We start from the raw sequence: 13,608 nt of genomic DNA, 5'->3' as shown, positions 1-13,608 counted from the left end.
TCCGGGACCGTCACCCGCCGTGCCGCCTGCGCTCCGCGAACTCCTTGGCGCGGGCCAGCACTTCGCGGCTGCTGGTGCTCAGCGCGCGGCGGGTGAAGTCACGGGCCCGCGGCACATCGTCGGTGCCCTCGGCCAGGACCACGGTGTGCCGGGAGGCCACGAGGGTCTTGTCCCCGTCCCCCTCGACGACGTAACTGCCCGTGTGCACGACGGCGAGCGGCGGGATCAGCAGATGCTTGTACGCGATCCGCTCCCGCGGGAAGCAGACGCGGACGACCTTGGAGGGGTGGTCCACGCCGCTCTCGGTGTGCGTGACCCAGTCCAGCAGCTGCACGTTCTCGCCGCCGTCCCGCGCGTCCACGGACACGATGTGCGGGATCCGCCCGGGCCAGGCCGCCGCGTCCGCCAGGAACTCGTACACGTCGGCGGCCGAGCCGTCGACCGTCGCGGTGTCCTCGATCTCCACGACGAGCCGCTCGTCGGCGGCCTCCCGTTCGGCCGCCTCCTTGAACGCGGCGAGCTCGGCGGCGCTGTTGCGGTCCAGCGTCTCGGCGATGAAGTCCAGGGTGGCGGGGTCGTCGGAGGCCGGCCGGTAGTCGTGCAGCAGCCGCACGAGACAGGTCCGCTCCGACAGCGGTTCCACGATCCAGCTGCCGCCCATGTCGGCGACGGGGGCCTGGGTGGTCTCCTGGCGGTAGTCGACGCGGAGCCGGTCGGCGTGGAGGGTGCGCAGGGCGACCCAGGGGAAGACGCGGTCGTCGGAGGTGAGCCAGATGCCGACGCGTTCCTTGGTGCCGTCGTCCTCACTGGAGAAACGTTCCATGTGCGCGATGTTCGGGAACAGCCGCGGGCCGTGGTTGACGTCGGCGAGCAGCCGGTACGCCAGCGCGGCCGGCGCGGCGACCTCGGCGCGGTGTTCCACGTCCGTGGTGGCGGGGGCGGCGCTCATGAGGCGGCCTCTTTCGCTCGGGTGTCGAGGGACGCGGTGAAGGCCCGGCAGGCGGCGTAGTCGGGCAACAGCCCTTCCTGGCCGAGCTGTTTGAGGGTGGGCGCACCGGCGTCGCGCTCGGAGAGGCACGGCTCGCCGAGCCGCGGCCAGTCGATGTCCAGGTCGGCGTCCATGGGGTGCACGGCACGCTCCCGCTCGGGGGCGTAGACGGCGGAGCAGAGGTAGGCGACGGTGGCCTCGTCGGTCAGCGCGCAGTAGCCGTGCCCGAGCCCCTCCGAGATGTACACGGCCTTGCGGGTCTCCCCGTCCAGCCGTACGGCCTCCCACTTCCCGAAGGTCGGCGAGCCCTCCCGCACGTCCACGATCACATCGAGGACCGCACCCGCCGGACACGTCACGAACTTGGCCTGCCCGGGCGGCACATCGGCGAAGTGGATACCGCGCACCACGCCGAGCGAGGAGACCGCGAGGTTCGCCTGCCGCAGGTCCAGCGGATGCCCCACCGACTCGGCGAGCCGGTCGAAGCGGTACCACTCCATGAACCGCCCCCGGGCATCGGCATGTTGCTGGGGGGTGATCTCCCACAGCCCCTCGATCGACAGCGGTCGGATCCGCACGGCGCCTCCTAATGGGCTGTGGCAGTCGGGGCGTTGGGCTCGAGGAGTTCGAGCAGATAGCGGCCGTATCCGCTCTGCAGCAGCGGCTCGGCGAGCCGGGCGAGCTGTGTGTCGTCGATGAGCCCGGCGCGCCAGGCGGCCTCCTCGACACAGCCGATCATCAGCCGCTGCCGTGCCTCCAGGACCCGGACGAACTCGCCCGCCTCCACCAGGGAGGTGAAGGTCCCGGTGTCGAGCCAGGCGGTGCCCCGCTCCAGCACGGTGACCTGGAGCCGGCCGCGCCGGATGTACTCCGCGTTGACGTCGGAGATCTCCAGCTCGCCCCGGGCGGAGGGGCGCAGCTTGCGGGCGATGTCGATGACGTCGTTGTCGTAGAAGTACAGACCGGGCACGGCGTACGGGGACTTGGGCTTGGCCGGCTTCTCCTCGATGGAGGTCACCCTGCCCTGCTCGTCGAACTCGATCACGCCGTACGCGGTCGGGTCCTTCACCTGGTGGGCGAAGATCCAGCCGCCGGTGATCTCCCGCCGGGACCGCAACTGCGTGCCGAGTCCGGTGCCGTGGAAGATGTTGTCGCCCAGGATCAGCGCCACCGGGTCGTCGCCGATGAAATCGGCCCCGATCAGGAAGGCCTGCGCGATCCCCTCGGGGCGTTCCTGGGCGGCGTACTCCAGTCGGAGTCCCCACTGCGAACCGTCGCCCAGCAGGCGCTGGAACTGTTCCCGCTCATGGGGCGTCGTGATGATCAGAACCTCCGAGACCCCCGCATTGACGAGGGTGGTCAACGGGTAATAGATCATCGGCTTGTTGAACACTGGCATGAGCTGCTTGGAAACCGCCTGGGTGAGGGGCCGTAAACGCGACCCCGTGCCACCGGCGAGAAGTATGCCGCGCATGTATGGCAGCATAGGCACGCCAACTGCCGTGGTGCACACGGGAAAAGCCGAATTCCACTACGGCCCGAGCTGGGCACCACCGCATATTGAGCCGACGTCCTCAGTCTCTGCGAACATGAGGATTCTCGTCACCGGCGGCGCCGGTTTCATCGGCTCCCATTTCGTGCGAAATTTACTCTCGGGACGATTTCCGAAGATCCCGGATCCGAAAGTCACGGTACTGGACGCGCTGACCTACTCGGGCACGCTCACCAATCTCCGGTCCGTGGCCGACCATCCCGGTCTCACCTTCGTCGAGGGCGACATCCGGGACGTGGAACTCGTCAACTCCGTACTGCCCGGCCATGACGTGGTGGTGCACTTCGCCGCCGAGTCCCACGTGGACCGCTCGATCCACGGGGCGCTGCCGTTCATCACGACCAACGTGACCGGCACGGGCGTCCTGCTGGACGCGGCGCTACGGCACGGCCTCGGCCGCTTCGTGCACGTCTCCACGGACGAGGTGTACGGCTCCATCCCCACCGGCTCCTGGCGCGAGGACCAGCCGCTGGCCCCGCGCTCGCCGTACGCCGCGAGCAAGGCCGGCTCGGATCTGCTGGCCCTCGCCCACCACCGCACCCACGGCCTGGACGTCGTGGTGACCCGGTGCTCCAACAACTACGGGCCGCACCAGTTCCCGGAGAAGGTCATCCCCCTCTTCGTGACCCGGCTGCTGGCGGGCGAGGACGTCCCGCTCTACGGCGACGGCGGCAACGTACGCGACTGGCTGCACGTCGACGACCACTGCGTCGGCATCGAACTGGTGCTGCGCGGCGGCCGGGCCGGGGAGGTCTACCACATCGGCGGCGGCACCGAGCTGACCAACCGCGAGCTGACCGGGCGGCTGCTCGCGGCCTGCGGGGCGGGCTGGGAGCGGGTGCGGCCGGTCGAGGACCGCAAGGGGCACGACCGCCGGTACTCGCTGAGCATCGGCAAGATCCAGGAGGAGCTGGGCTACCGCCCCGCGATCTCCCTCGACGAGGGCCTGGCCGCTACGGTCGCCTGGTACCGGGACAACCCGTCCTGGTGGAAGCCGCTGCTGGACCGTGCGGCGCTGAGTGTGTGACGGGTCTGTGCGGGTCGGTGCCGTCCCGGGGGCTGGTGGCTGCCCCGGGACGGCACTTCCGCGTTCAGGCGGCTCTGCGTTCAGCGGGCTCTGCGTTCAGGCGGCGAGGCCCGGGAGCACCCTCTCGGCGAGCAGCCGCAAGGTGGTGGCGGCGTCGTCGTACGACAGATGCCCCGAGTGGACGCCCAGGCTGAGGGTGATGTCGTCGCCGTACCACTCGGCGATGGTCTCCAGCTGGCCCCGCACCGCGTCCGGCGTGCCCACCAGCAGCTTGTTCGCGGCCACCTTGGCCTCGAAGTCGGAGCCCTTGGCCAGCTTCTCGGCGAGCTTGCCGTAGCCGGGATACGCCTCACTGGACACCGTGCGCCAGGACTCGACCGCGGTCCGGAAGGACACCGTGTTGGCCTCGTCGTCCGCCTGCCCGGCCTTGCGCGCGACCTCGGGATCCTCGTTCACGACGGTCGGATAGCTGAGGTGGATCCGGGGCTCGCCCGCCCCCGCCCACTCCGTGCGGAACAGCTCCAGCCGCTCCTCCAGGGCCTCCCGGGACATGGCGTTCGGCACCGTCTGGAGGTGGTGGCCGAGCCGGGCGGCGTCGGAGACGGAGCCGAGGCTCTGCGCGGTGGTCACGAAGACGGGCGGATGCGGCCGCTGCACGGGCCGGGGCAGCAGTGTGACGGGCCCGAACCGGTGGAACTCCCCGTCCCACACGACGTTTTCCTCGGACCACAGTTTCTGAATGGCCGCGACATTCTCGGTGAAACGCCGACGGCTCTCATCGATCGGAATGCCGAACGCCTCGAACTCGTCGGGCAGAAAGGCCCGTCCGAAGGCCGCGTCGAGCCGCCCGCCGGACAGGTTGTCGAGCATGGCGAGCTTTCCGGCGAGTTTCACGGGGTGCTGAAAAGCCGGAATGGTGGCGCTGGTGCCGAGCCTGACGCGTCGTGTCCGGCCCGCCGCGGCCGCGAGGAATGTCGTGGCGTCGGGGCTGTAACCGCCGTAGGTGAAGAAGTAGTGTTCGACTATCTTGACGTGGTCGTAGCCCAGTTCCTCCGCCAGGTCGACGAGCCGCAGGCATTCGTCGAAGTACTGGTCGGCCGGTTTGTCGGCCGGTCCCACCGTGGGAAAGAACACGATTCCGATCCGCATGTCCCCTCACTTCTCCAAGGCGTCGATGCCGACGTGCCGATGCCGTATGAGCCACTGCCCGTTCTCTTGGACCAGCACGTCCCGGCAGACGACGTGGGCGAAGATGTCCGGCCGCTCTCCCCGGGGCGCCCGCATGGCCAGGGAGTAGTACTGGGCGCTGAGGGTGCCGTCCGGCCGCGGGGTGACGGACAGGTTGCTCGTCCAGTGCCGCATGACGGTGCCGGCCGCGGCGAGCTCCGCGGTGCGCTTGGTGATGGAGGCCCGGATGGCCTCGCGGCCACGCAGCACGTTGGTACGCCCCGGCTCCTCGAACACCGCGTCCTCGGTGTAGGCGTCGGCCCAGGCGTCCGGCCGCTGATCGTCCATCAGCGCCATGTGCCAGGCGTAGAACTGGGTGATCTCCGCGTAGAGGCCAGGATCGGCGAACGGCGGAGCGGTCTCTCGCTGCAACGTTGTCACCCTTCTCTGGGATTTGGTGGCGGCCGATCAGCCGGATTTGCCGGCGGTGCCGAGCAGCTGGCCGCCCCGCGCACCGCCCGCGGTCTCGAACCGCAGGGCGGCATGGCTGGCCACGCAGTGCACATCGCGCCAGATGCGCTGAAGGGGCTCGTCCTGCGCCTGCGCCGAGGATCCGGCGGACCGGAAGAGCCGTTCCACGGCGTCGACGAGCAGGTCCGCGGCGAGCGCGCAGTCGCGGGGCGAGCGGGTGCCGTCGCCCCTTTCGTCGGCCGCCCGTGCCACGCGGCGCAGCAGCAGCTCCGCGCTGTCGACCTCCCCCTCGGCCCGGGCGAGTACGGCGTGGAGGGAGGGGGCCGCTCGGCCGGCCATCCGGTCGGCCCAGTCCCGCACGGCCGCGCGCGCCGCGCCGAGCGCCGGTGCGGCGAACAGCGTGCCGCTGATGGTCCGCAAGGGCGCGGTATGACAGGGCGCGACGGACCCGACGGCCAGCCCCCGCCAGATGGAGTCCCGGGCGACGCCGCGGTGAGCGGGCACGAACACGTCGTCCACGACGAGGGTGTTGCTGCCGGTGGCCCGCATACCGACGTTGAACCAGGTGTCGCGGGTGTGGAAGTCGTGGCGGGGGAGGGCGAAGAAGAGCGCACCCCCGTTGGGGAGGGCGTCCCCGCTGTTGTGTGCGCCCCCGCTGTTGCGTTCGTCCCCGCTGTTGCGTTCGTCCCCGCTGTTGTGTGCGCCCCCGCTGTTGCGTTCGTCCCCGCTGTTGTGTGCGCCCCCGCTGGGGACGGCACACACAAGCGCCCAGTCGGCGAAGTCCACCCCACTGACGAGCCCCCACTCCCCGCTGAGCCGCCACCCCCCGCCGACGGCGACGGCCCGCCCGGCGGGGTTGAGCGCTCCCACGACGAGCGTGTCGGCCCCCTCGCCCCCGCCCCACAGCTCCCGCTGCCCGTCCTCAGGCAGACAGGCGCCCATCCGGGCGGCCCCGGCGGTGACGGAGGCGACCCAGGCGGCGGAGGTACACCCCTCTCCGAGGGCGGCCACGAGATCGAGCAGCTCCTCGAACCCGCCGTCGCGCCCACCCCACCGACCGGGCACGAAGTGCCGGGCGACCCCGGCGACGACGAGGGCCTCGACGACCTCCCCGGGCAACCGTCGATCGCGGTCCGCCCTGACGGCATGCCGCCCGGCGACCTCGACGGCCTCCCGCACGGCGCTGGACGTACCGGCGGGCCTGAGTAACGAGCCGGCCATGGACGCTCCCTCCTAGCCAGGCAACATCGACGTGCCGCTACTCAACCTCGTCGACTGGCCTGGAGGGGCATTCGGGAATCCCTGGAACGCCGGTGGAAACAGGCCCCTCAGAACGGCTCGGGGCCCCGACCGGCGGGCGCGGATCGGGGCGCGGGAGGGGCAGTGACAGACATCGGCCGAGGTCAGCGCCGCCGTCCGGCCTGGCGGCCGAGGGAGTGCAGATACTCCAGGGCACCCAGGACCACGGTGCGGTCGTGCCAGGCGAGCCAGCGACCGCTCTGCGCGCCGATCACGTCCAGGGCCTTCAACTGGGCGGGCGTCATGCTCTCGACACGGTGGTCGAGGTGGGCCGAGACCATGCCGATGCACAGGCCGCCGGCGGTGGTGAGCGGCACGCTGTGACAGGCCTTGCTGCCCGCCGCGAGGATGGCTTCCCGGGCCGGCTCGGTGAAAACGGGGTCGCTCTCGACGTCCCGAACGGTGACCTGGGCGACGTCCCGAGCAGCCTGGGCGCACGAGGTGCCCTCCACGCCGACGTGGGCGAAGAAGTCGACGAAGTCCTCGGTGAGCCCCGTGTGCTCCTCCATGCGCAGCCCGCCCCGGGCCCGGTCGGCGAGCTGCACATTGCCCATCGGGGTGTCGATCACGGCGAGCGTCTGGCTCAGCACGGCCCGCAGGACGGTGCCCCGGTTGCCGGTCCCGGACTCCCGGGCGGCCGGGTAGGTCAGCGGCGGCTCGGCGGTGCGGACGCGCCGGGGGAACCACAGCGGCGCACGCTCGTCGGGCCGCGGCAGGGTCACCAGCGCCTCGGCGAGGGTACGCATCCGCACGTTGTGCTGCTGCGAGGCCCGCCGCATGAGCGCGAAGGCACTGTCCCCGTCGGGCAGGCCGTACCGCTCCTGGACGATGCCTTGGGCGTGTGCGATCAGCGGATGCGTCAGAGCCCGGGCACGAAGATCACGCACCTCGTCCCGCAACCGTTCCAACTCATCGCGCTCCCCGTCGGGGTCGGTCATGAAACTCCTCAGCTCGATCCCTTCCACCTTCCCCGGCCCCCACCCTCCACACCCCCCAACAAAAACAGGCCCGCCGACCACTCATGTGAGTAGCCGGCGGACCTGTTGTTTCAGCTGTCGGGGTGGCGGGATTTGAACCCACGACCTCTTCGTCCCGAACGAAGCGCGCTGCCAAGCTGCGCTACACCCCGATGTCGCCGCTCGTCGCGGTGACGTCGTTTACTTTAGCCCACCGGTGGCTGGAGACGAAATCCGGTTTTGGCGCGGTGGTGGGCGCGGTGGCGGACGGGGTTCGGGCGGGCGTGGTCGAGGGCGATCAGGAGGACCGCCAGGGCGTAGATGGCGAGGCCGACGAGGAGGGCGTTGCCGAGGACGCCCTTGTAGCCGTGCTGGCCCACGTCCAGGAAGGGGTACAGGTACCGGGCCGGCGTGCCCTCCGCCAGGAGCTCACCCCGTGAGAGGGAGAAGGCCAGATAGGTCAGGGGGTACAGCATCCATGCCGTTGCCTGGCGCAGGTGCAGGGCGCCCGGTGCCGTCAGCAGGAGCCAGTCCAGGGCCGCCGCGATCGGGGTGATCGTGTGCAGGACGACGTTCGTGACCGCGTGCCAGCCCGTCGGCGGTGCCGTCTCTCCCGTCATCGAGAACGGGCTGGACGCGTTCGCCAGGAGCAGGTGGTACACCAGGCCGGTGACCGCGACGTAGAGCAGGGCCGCGCCCGTGATCCCCGACGGCAGCGGTTTGCGGGCGGCCCACGCCCGTCGTGCCGCGAACACCATGACCAGCGCCAGCAGGATGTTGCTCTGGATCGTGAAGAAGCTCAGGACGCGCAGCGGGCTGCCGAGGACGAGGTCGATCGTCACCGCCCCCGCCGCCGCCAGGGCGGTCAGCAGGCGGAAGGCGGCGGCCAGCCGGCGGCGTACGGGGTCCACCACGGCGGTGGCGGGGACGGGCGAGGGCAGCAGTCCCGGGATGCCCGGCACGGCGGGCAGGTCCGGGATGTCCCTGGGTATGGGGGCGGTCATGTCCCTCACGCTAAGCAGAGGGGACAAAAGGGGCTATGCGGGCGGTCCGTGCGGGTTACCCACGGCCGGTCCCATGCGCACTCGGCGGCCATGAGCCGACCCCATTCGCCGCCCGCCGCCCCCGGCTCCGCTCCCTCAGACCTTCTCCGTCAAGGTCAACAGCGTCGCCTCCGGTGGGCACGCGAAGCGGAACGGGGTGTAGCGGTTCGTGCCGCAGCCCGCGGAGACGTGCAGGTAGGAGGTGCGGCCCTCCGCCGTGTGCCTCGACAGGCCCTTCACCCGCTCCGTGTCCAGGTCGCAATTGGTCACCAGCGCCCCGTAGAAGGGGACGCACAGCTGACCGCCGTGGGTGTGGCCAGCCAGGACCAGGGGGTAGCCGTCCGCCGTGAACGAGTCCAGGACGCGGAGATACGGCGCGTGCACCACGCCCATCGAGAAGTCCGCCGTACCGGACGGGCCGCCCGCGACCTCGGCGTACCGGTCCCGCTTGATGTGCGGGTCGTCCAGGCCGGTCAGCTCCACCGACACCCCGTCGACCTTCAGGACGCCCCGCGTGTTGGTGAGGTTCACCCAGCCCGCGGTGTCGAAGCCGTCCCGCAGGTCCTCCCACGGGTTGTGGATCGCGCCCTCCGCCGGCGGGTTGCCGTTCAGGCCGTGCCGCCCCTGCGCCTTCTCGAACAGATAGCGGGCCGGGTTGCGGAGCTTGGGGCCGTAGTAGTCGTTCGAACCGAAGACGTACGCGCCCGGGAACTCCATCAGCGGGCCCAGCGCGTCCAGCACCTCCGGCACGCCCTCGGTGTCCGAGAGGTTGTCGCCCGTGTTGATCACGAAGTCGGGGCGCAGGCCCGCCAGCGAGCGCAGCCAGCGCTGCTTCTTGCGCTGTCCGCCGACCATGTGGATGTCGGAGACCTGGAGCACACGCAGCGGTCCCATCCCCGCGGGCAGGACGGGGACCGTCACCCGTCGCAGACGGAAGGAGCGGGCCTCGAAACCCGCCGAGTAGAGCAGTCCGGCGGCACCAGCCGCCGCGATCCCCAGAGGTACTCCATATCGCGCGCGCATACCTCCATCGTGTCAGACCGCCCCCAACTCCCGTGCCGGGCCGCCCTCAACTCCCGTGCCGGGCCGCCCAGAACTCCCGTGCCGGGCCGCCCCCTACTCCGCTCCCGGCCACCCCAACTCCCCTGCCCGCCCAGCCCGCCAAGCGCTCGCGCGGGAAATCAACAGGCGTCCGCTCACCCGCACCTGCGACAATCGTGCCCATGACCACGCTCAAGTCGAAGCTGCAGGATGACCTCAACGCCGCGATCAAGGAGCGCGACGAGCTCCGCTCCTCGACGCTCCGGCTGACGCTCGCCGCGATCACCAAGGAAGAGGTCGCGGGGAAGGAGAAGCGCGAGCTCTCCGACGACGAGGTGCAGAAGGTGATCACCCGCGAGGCGAAGAAGCGGCGCGAGGCCGCCGACGCCTTCGCGCAGGGCGGTCGTCCCGAGTCCGCCGAGCGGGAGAAGGCGGAGGGCGAGGTGCTCGCCGCGTACCTGCCCAAGCAGCTCGGCGACGAGGAACTGGAGCGGATCGTCGCCCAGGCCGTCGAAGAGGCGAAGGCGGGCGGTGCCGAGGGTCCGCGGGCCATGGGCGCGGTCATGAAGATCGTGAACCCGAAGGTGGCGGGCCAGGCGGAGGGCGGCCGGGTCGCCGCCGCCGTGAAGAAGCTCCTCGCGGGCTGACCGACGGCACAGCCGCGGCTCAACGGCGGGGCAAACCGACCGGCACAGCCGTACAAGCCGACCGGCACAACAAGCCCACCGGCACAGCTGTACAGGCCCACCGGAACAGGCGTACAAGCCCACCGGCACAGCCCAGCACAGGCATACGGCCCAACACAGCCGCGGCCCCTTCCCCTCCGTAGAAGAGGGAAAGGGGCCGCGGTCGTGCGAGGGGCGCGGGGCTCAGCCCCATCCGCCCCCGTTGCCGTTCCCGTTGTTCGTCTGGCCCTGGATGAAGTCCTCGGGGATCGAGAACGACGGCGTCGGTACGGTCGTGCCGCCGTCCGTGCCCGTGCCCGTGGTCGTGGCGCCGTCGACGCCGGTGCTCGTGCCGCCGTCGACGAGGCCGCCGACAAGACCGCCGTTGCCGTTGCCGTTGTTGCCGTTCTCGTCGCCGTTGCCGTTGTCGTTGTCCTCGTCGTCGCCGCGGTCCTCGTCGCCCCGGTCGCTGCGCGGGATGTCGACCAGGCTGAACTCGGGGGCCTCCCAGCCCTCGAGCGCGCCGGTCATCATGTCGCGCCAGATCGGGCCGGGCACCTGGCCACCGAAGACCTTGGCGTGCGGGACGCCGCCGATGGTGATGTTCTGCATCTTCCGCTTGTGCGCGGGGTCGCCGACCCAGACCGCGCCGGCCATGTTCGGGGTGTAGCCCACGAACCAGGCGGCGTAGCGCTCGTCCGTCGTACCGGTCTTACCGGCGCTCGGGCGGCCGCCGAGGCCCGCCTGCTGGCCCGTACCGTCCTCGACCACGCCCCGCAGCAGGGTGTTGATGGTGTCCGCGGTCTTCTCGGACATCGCGCGCGAGCAGGTCGACTTGGGGACCTCGAGGGACTTGGTCTCGCCGCCGATCCGCCGGCTGATCGACTCGATGGCGATCGGCGTGCAGTACATCCCGCGCGCGGCGAAGGTGGCGTAGCCGTTCGCCATCGTCAGCGGGGACATCTCCTGGGTGCCGAGGGCGATCGAGGGCGCCTGCTGCATCTTGTCGCCGTCCGCGCGCTCGACGCCCATCTTCTCGGCCATCTCCGTGACCGGGCAGATGCCGATCTCGCTGATCATCTCGACGTAGTAGGTGTTGACCGACTTCGCGGTCGCCTCCCGCATGTCGTACGGGCCGACCTCGGAGCTGTTCTCGTTCTCCAGCGGGACGCCCTTCTCGTCCCAGATCTTGCCGTCGCAGGCCTGGACCGGGGTCGGGTAGTCCATCTGGTACGGCGATCCGTACACCTTGTTGGCGGGCATGCCGCCCTCCAGCGCCGCCGCGGCCACGATCGGCTTGAAGGTCGAACCGGGCTGGTAGCCCGCGCCGCCGCCCATGGCCGCGTCGACCGAGAGGTTGATCTGGGTCTCGTTCTTGCCGAAGCCGTACGGGCGGGACTGGCCCATGGCCAGGATCTTGCCGGTGCCGGGCTCGACGATGGTCGCGGCGGTCGCCACCTCGTCGCTCTGGTAGACGTGGTCCTTGACCGACTGCTGGACCGACTCCTGGGCCTGCGGGTCGAGGGTGGTCCGGATGGTCAGACCGCCCTGGTTCCAGATCTTGGCCCGGGCCTCCTTGGACTTGCCGAAGACCGGGTCGCTCAGGAAGGCCGCGCGGACGTAGTCGCAGAAGAAGCCCGCGCCCTTCACGGCGGTGATGCAGCCGTTCTTGGGCTTGCTGACCTTCAGGCCCAGCGGCTTCTCCTTGGCCTTGTCGGCCTCGCCCTGGGAGATGTCGCCGACGTCGGCCATCCGCTGCAGCACGGTGTTGCGCCGCTTGGTGGCCTCGGCCTCGTCGTTGACCGGGTCGTAGCGCGAGGGCGACTGGACGATGCCGGCGAGCAGGGCCGCTTCCTGGACCTTCAGGTTCTTCGCCGACTTGGAGAAGTACCGCTGGGCGGCGGCCTCGACGCCGTAGGCCTGCTGGCCGAAGAAGGTGATGTTCAGGTAGTTCTCGAGGATCTTCTTCTTGCCCAGCTCCTCCTCGACCTGGATCGCGTACTTCAGTTCGCGGATCTTGCGGCCGAGGGTCTGCTGGGTGGCCTGCGCGACCTTCGTCGGGTCGTCGCCGGCCTCCTCGACGAAGACGTTCTTCACGTACTGCTGGGTGAGCGTGGAGGCGCCCTCGGCGACCCCGCCGCTCTGCGCGTTGCGGTTGAGGGCGCGCAGGACGCCCTTCAGGTCGACCGCGCCGTGCTGGTAGAAGCGGGCGTCCTCGATCGCGACGATCGCCTTCTGCATGTACGGCGAGATGTCCTTGAGGTCCACCACCGTGCGGTCGCGGGAGTAGACCGTGGCGATCGTGCCGCCCTCGGAGTCCAGGATCGACGTGCGCTGACTCAGCGGAGGAGTCTTGAGGTTCGCGGGGAGCTCGTCGAAACTCTCGACCGAGCCCTTGGCGGCGAGCCCCAGCGCACCGACCGCCGGCAGGGCGATCCCCGCCAGGACGGCTCCGGCGAGCACACTGACACCGAGGAACTTGGCGGCCTGCTGCGTTGGCGACAGACCACCGCCCGAGCGCTTCTTTGGCATGAGGGCAGCCTACGTTCTCATTCGCCGGACACGCGTATATGCCTTGGCCTAAGCTGCTCTCAACTGTCACAGCAGTAGGGCTACGTATCAATACGTCCGGCGACCCCGAATCGTTCCGGTCGGCCATCAAGTTTTTGATGGGGGCGTGTCCGAATCCGCCTTGTGTGTCACCTGGCGCCCGTTGTGACTCAACAGAACTGTCCCGGTTTGCCGGGATGATCACGCATGTCACCAGCTCACTCCCCCGGGTGATCTGCCGCTTACCCATAGTCCGTTCGGGCCATTCAAGATTGGGCCCGCTGGGGGTGTTGCGCTGTGCCCACCTTCCGTAACGTCCTCAACTGGCGGCGGTGAATATGCCGCTGCCGCCGTGGGGGAGCCTCGATTCGGGAGAGGACGGCGCCGGTATGGGCTGGGTAACCGACTGGAGTGCGCAGGCGGCCTGCCGCACTACCGATCCGGATGAACTGTTCGTTCAGGGAGCAGCGCAGAACAGGGCCAAGGCGGTGTGCACCGGATGTCCGGTACGCACGGAATGTCTGGCCGATGCGCTCGACAACCGCGTCGAGTTCGGCGTGTGGGGAGGCATGACGGAGCGGGAGCGCCGCGCACTGCTGCGCAGGCGGCCCACCGTCACCTCATGGCGCCGGCTGCTGGAGACGGCTCGTACGGAGTACGAGCGCGGGGCGGGCATCCTGCCCCTCGACGATGACGAGGTGTACGAGAACTACGCGGCGGTGAGCTGACAGCTCACCGGTTGGTCCAGGCCACGGGGGTGGGCAGCTCCGGTGGTTTGGTTCCCGAGCGTTCCGGTGGCTCGGTTCGGAGCGCTCCGGTGGTTTGAATCCCGGTGGTTCGGTTCAGCCG

13 protein-coding genes and 1 tRNA gene are annotated in these 13,608 nt (G+C 70.2%); 3 read left to right on the top strand and 11 right to left on the bottom strand.

The window, feature by feature from the left end; all coding sequences use genetic code 11:
• Positions 1-10: 10 nt before the first annotated feature.
• Genes AC068Z_RS09790 through rfbA form a run of 3 tightly spaced genes read right to left on the bottom strand, consistent with a single transcriptional unit; the run spans position 11 to position 2,462 of the window.
• A complete protein-coding gene (locus tag AC068Z_RS09790; RefSeq protein ID WP_478554057.1) occupies positions 11-949 on the bottom strand; it encodes an aromatase/cyclase in 939 nt (312 codons plus the stop codon).
• On the bottom strand, positions 946-1,560 hold the full coding sequence (locus AC068Z_RS09785; RefSeq protein WP_478554533.1) for a dTDP-4-dehydrorhamnose 3,5-epimerase family protein: 615 nt from the start codon (positions 1,558-1,560) through the stop codon (positions 946-948). The genes AC068Z_RS09790 and AC068Z_RS09785 overlap by 4 nt, the downstream gene beginning before the upstream one ends.
• Positions 1,561-1,574: 14 nt before the next feature.
• Entirely contained in the window at positions 1,575-2,462 is an 888-nt protein-coding gene (rfbA, locus tag AC068Z_RS09780) for a glucose-1-phosphate thymidylyltransferase RfbA (protein WP_478554056.1), read from the bottom strand.
• Between the two features lie 115 nt (positions 2,463-2,577).
• Between rfbA and rfbB the strand changes: the two genes are divergently transcribed.
• The gene (gene rfbB / locus AC068Z_RS09775) at positions 2,578-3,567 is read left to right on the top strand and encodes a dTDP-glucose 4,6-dehydratase (RefSeq protein WP_478554055.1); all 990 of its coding nucleotides are present in this window, start codon (positions 2,578-2,580) and stop codon (positions 3,565-3,567) included.
• Positions 3,568-3,663: 96 nt separating this feature from the next.
• Here rfbB and AC068Z_RS09770 read toward each other — a convergent pair whose 3' ends face one another.
• The 7 genes from AC068Z_RS09770 to AC068Z_RS09740 form a co-directional block, all read right to left on the bottom strand.
• On the bottom strand, positions 3,664-4,716 hold the full coding sequence (locus AC068Z_RS09770; RefSeq protein WP_478554054.1) for an LLM class flavin-dependent oxidoreductase: 1,053 nt from the start codon (positions 4,714-4,716) through the stop codon (positions 3,664-3,666).
• 6 nt (positions 4,717-4,722) lie between these two features.
• On the bottom strand, positions 4,723-5,166 hold the full coding sequence (locus AC068Z_RS09765; RefSeq protein WP_478554053.1) for a nuclear transport factor 2 family protein: 444 nt from the start codon (positions 5,164-5,166) through the stop codon (positions 4,723-4,725).
• A gap of 36 nt (positions 5,167-5,202) precedes the next feature.
• Complete coding sequence (locus tag AC068Z_RS09760) at positions 5,203-6,426, bottom strand: acyl-CoA dehydrogenase family protein (protein WP_478554052.1); 1,224 nt, start codon at positions 6,424-6,426, stop codon at positions 5,203-5,205.
• A 182-nt stretch (positions 6,427-6,608) separates the two neighbouring features.
• Positions 6,609-7,442, bottom strand: a complete 834-nt coding sequence (locus AC068Z_RS09755; RefSeq protein ID WP_478554050.1) for an ANTAR domain-containing protein — start codon at positions 7,440-7,442, stop codon at positions 6,609-6,611.
• A gap of 117 nt (positions 7,443-7,559) precedes the next feature.
• Positions 7,560-7,633, bottom strand: a tRNA-Pro gene (locus AC068Z_RS09750).
• A 33-nt stretch (positions 7,634-7,666) separates the two neighbouring features.
• Positions 7,667-8,464 (bottom strand): Pr6Pr family membrane protein, encoded by a 798-nt coding sequence (locus AC068Z_RS09745; protein WP_478554048.1) that lies wholly within the window; start codon positions 8,462-8,464, stop codon positions 7,667-7,669.
• A gap of 135 nt (positions 8,465-8,599) precedes the next feature.
• On the bottom strand, positions 8,600-9,526 hold the full coding sequence (locus AC068Z_RS09740; protein WP_478554046.1) for a metallophosphoesterase: 927 nt from the start codon (positions 9,524-9,526) through the stop codon (positions 8,600-8,602).
• Between the two features lie 200 nt (positions 9,527-9,726).
• Between AC068Z_RS09740 and AC068Z_RS09735 the strand changes: the two genes are divergently transcribed.
• A complete protein-coding gene (locus AC068Z_RS09735; protein ID WP_478554045.1) occupies positions 9,727-10,191 on the top strand; it encodes a GatB/YqeY domain-containing protein in 465 nt (154 codons plus the stop codon).
• A 222-nt stretch (positions 10,192-10,413) separates the two neighbouring features.
• Here the strand turns inward: AC068Z_RS09735 and AC068Z_RS09730 are convergent, their stop codons facing one another.
• Positions 10,414-12,741: a transglycosylase domain-containing protein gene (locus AC068Z_RS09730; RefSeq protein ID WP_478554043.1), complete on the bottom strand. Its 2,328-nt coding sequence runs from the start codon at positions 12,739-12,741 to the stop codon at positions 10,414-10,416.
• Positions 12,742-13,148: 407 nt separating this feature from the next.
• Here AC068Z_RS09730 and wblA point away from each other — a divergent pair, with 407 nt between their 5' ends.
• The gene (gene wblA / locus AC068Z_RS09725; RefSeq protein ID WP_067033339.1) at positions 13,149-13,487 is read left to right on the top strand and encodes a transcriptional regulator WblA; all 339 of its coding nucleotides are present in this window, start codon (positions 13,149-13,151) and stop codon (positions 13,485-13,487) included.
• Positions 13,488-13,608 lie beyond the last annotated feature (121 nt).

The sequence above is a fragment of the Streptomyces sp. NPDC043726 genome (assembly GCF_056436565.1).
The sequence above is the reverse complement of the archived record's forward strand: the minus strand, read 5'-3'. Positions and strand labels throughout refer to the sequence as shown.

Coding starts and splice junctions, on each gene's coding strand:
- AC068Z_RS09735 (WP_478554045.1), top strand. CDS start 9,727: ATGACCACGCTCAAGTCGAAGCTGCAGGATGACCTCAACGCCGCGATC.
- AC068Z_RS09790 (WP_478554057.1), bottom strand. CDS start 949: ATGAGCGCCGCCCCCGCCACCACGGACGTGGAACACCGCGCCGAGGTC.
- rfbB (WP_478554055.1), top strand. CDS start 2,578: ATGAGGATTCTCGTCACCGGCGGCGCCGGTTTCATCGGCTCCCATTTC.
- AC068Z_RS09745 (WP_478554048.1), bottom strand. CDS start 8,464: ATGACCGCCCCCATACCCAGGGACATCCCGGACCTGCCCGCCGTGCCG.
- rfbA (WP_478554056.1), bottom strand. CDS start 2,462: ATGCGCGGCATACTTCTCGCCGGTGGCACGGGGTCGCGTTTACGGCCC.
- AC068Z_RS09740 (WP_478554046.1), bottom strand. CDS start 9,526: ATGCGCGCGCGATATGGAGTACCTCTGGGGATCGCGGCGGCTGGTGCC.
- wblA (WP_067033339.1), top strand. CDS start 13,149: ATGGGCTGGGTAACCGACTGGAGTGCGCAGGCGGCCTGCCGCACTACC.
- AC068Z_RS09770 (WP_478554054.1), bottom strand. CDS start 4,716: ATGCGGATCGGAATCGTGTTCTTTCCCACGGTGGGACCGGCCGACAAA.
- AC068Z_RS09760 (WP_478554052.1), bottom strand. CDS start 6,426: ATGGCCGGCTCGTTACTCAGGCCCGCCGGTACGTCCAGCGCCGTGCGG.
- AC068Z_RS09755 (WP_478554050.1), bottom strand. CDS start 7,442: ATGACCGACCCCGACGGGGAGCGCGATGAGTTGGAACGGTTGCGGGAC.
- AC068Z_RS09730 (WP_478554043.1), bottom strand. CDS start 12,741: ATGCCAAAGAAGCGCTCGGGCGGTGGTCTGTCGCCAACGCAGCAGGCC.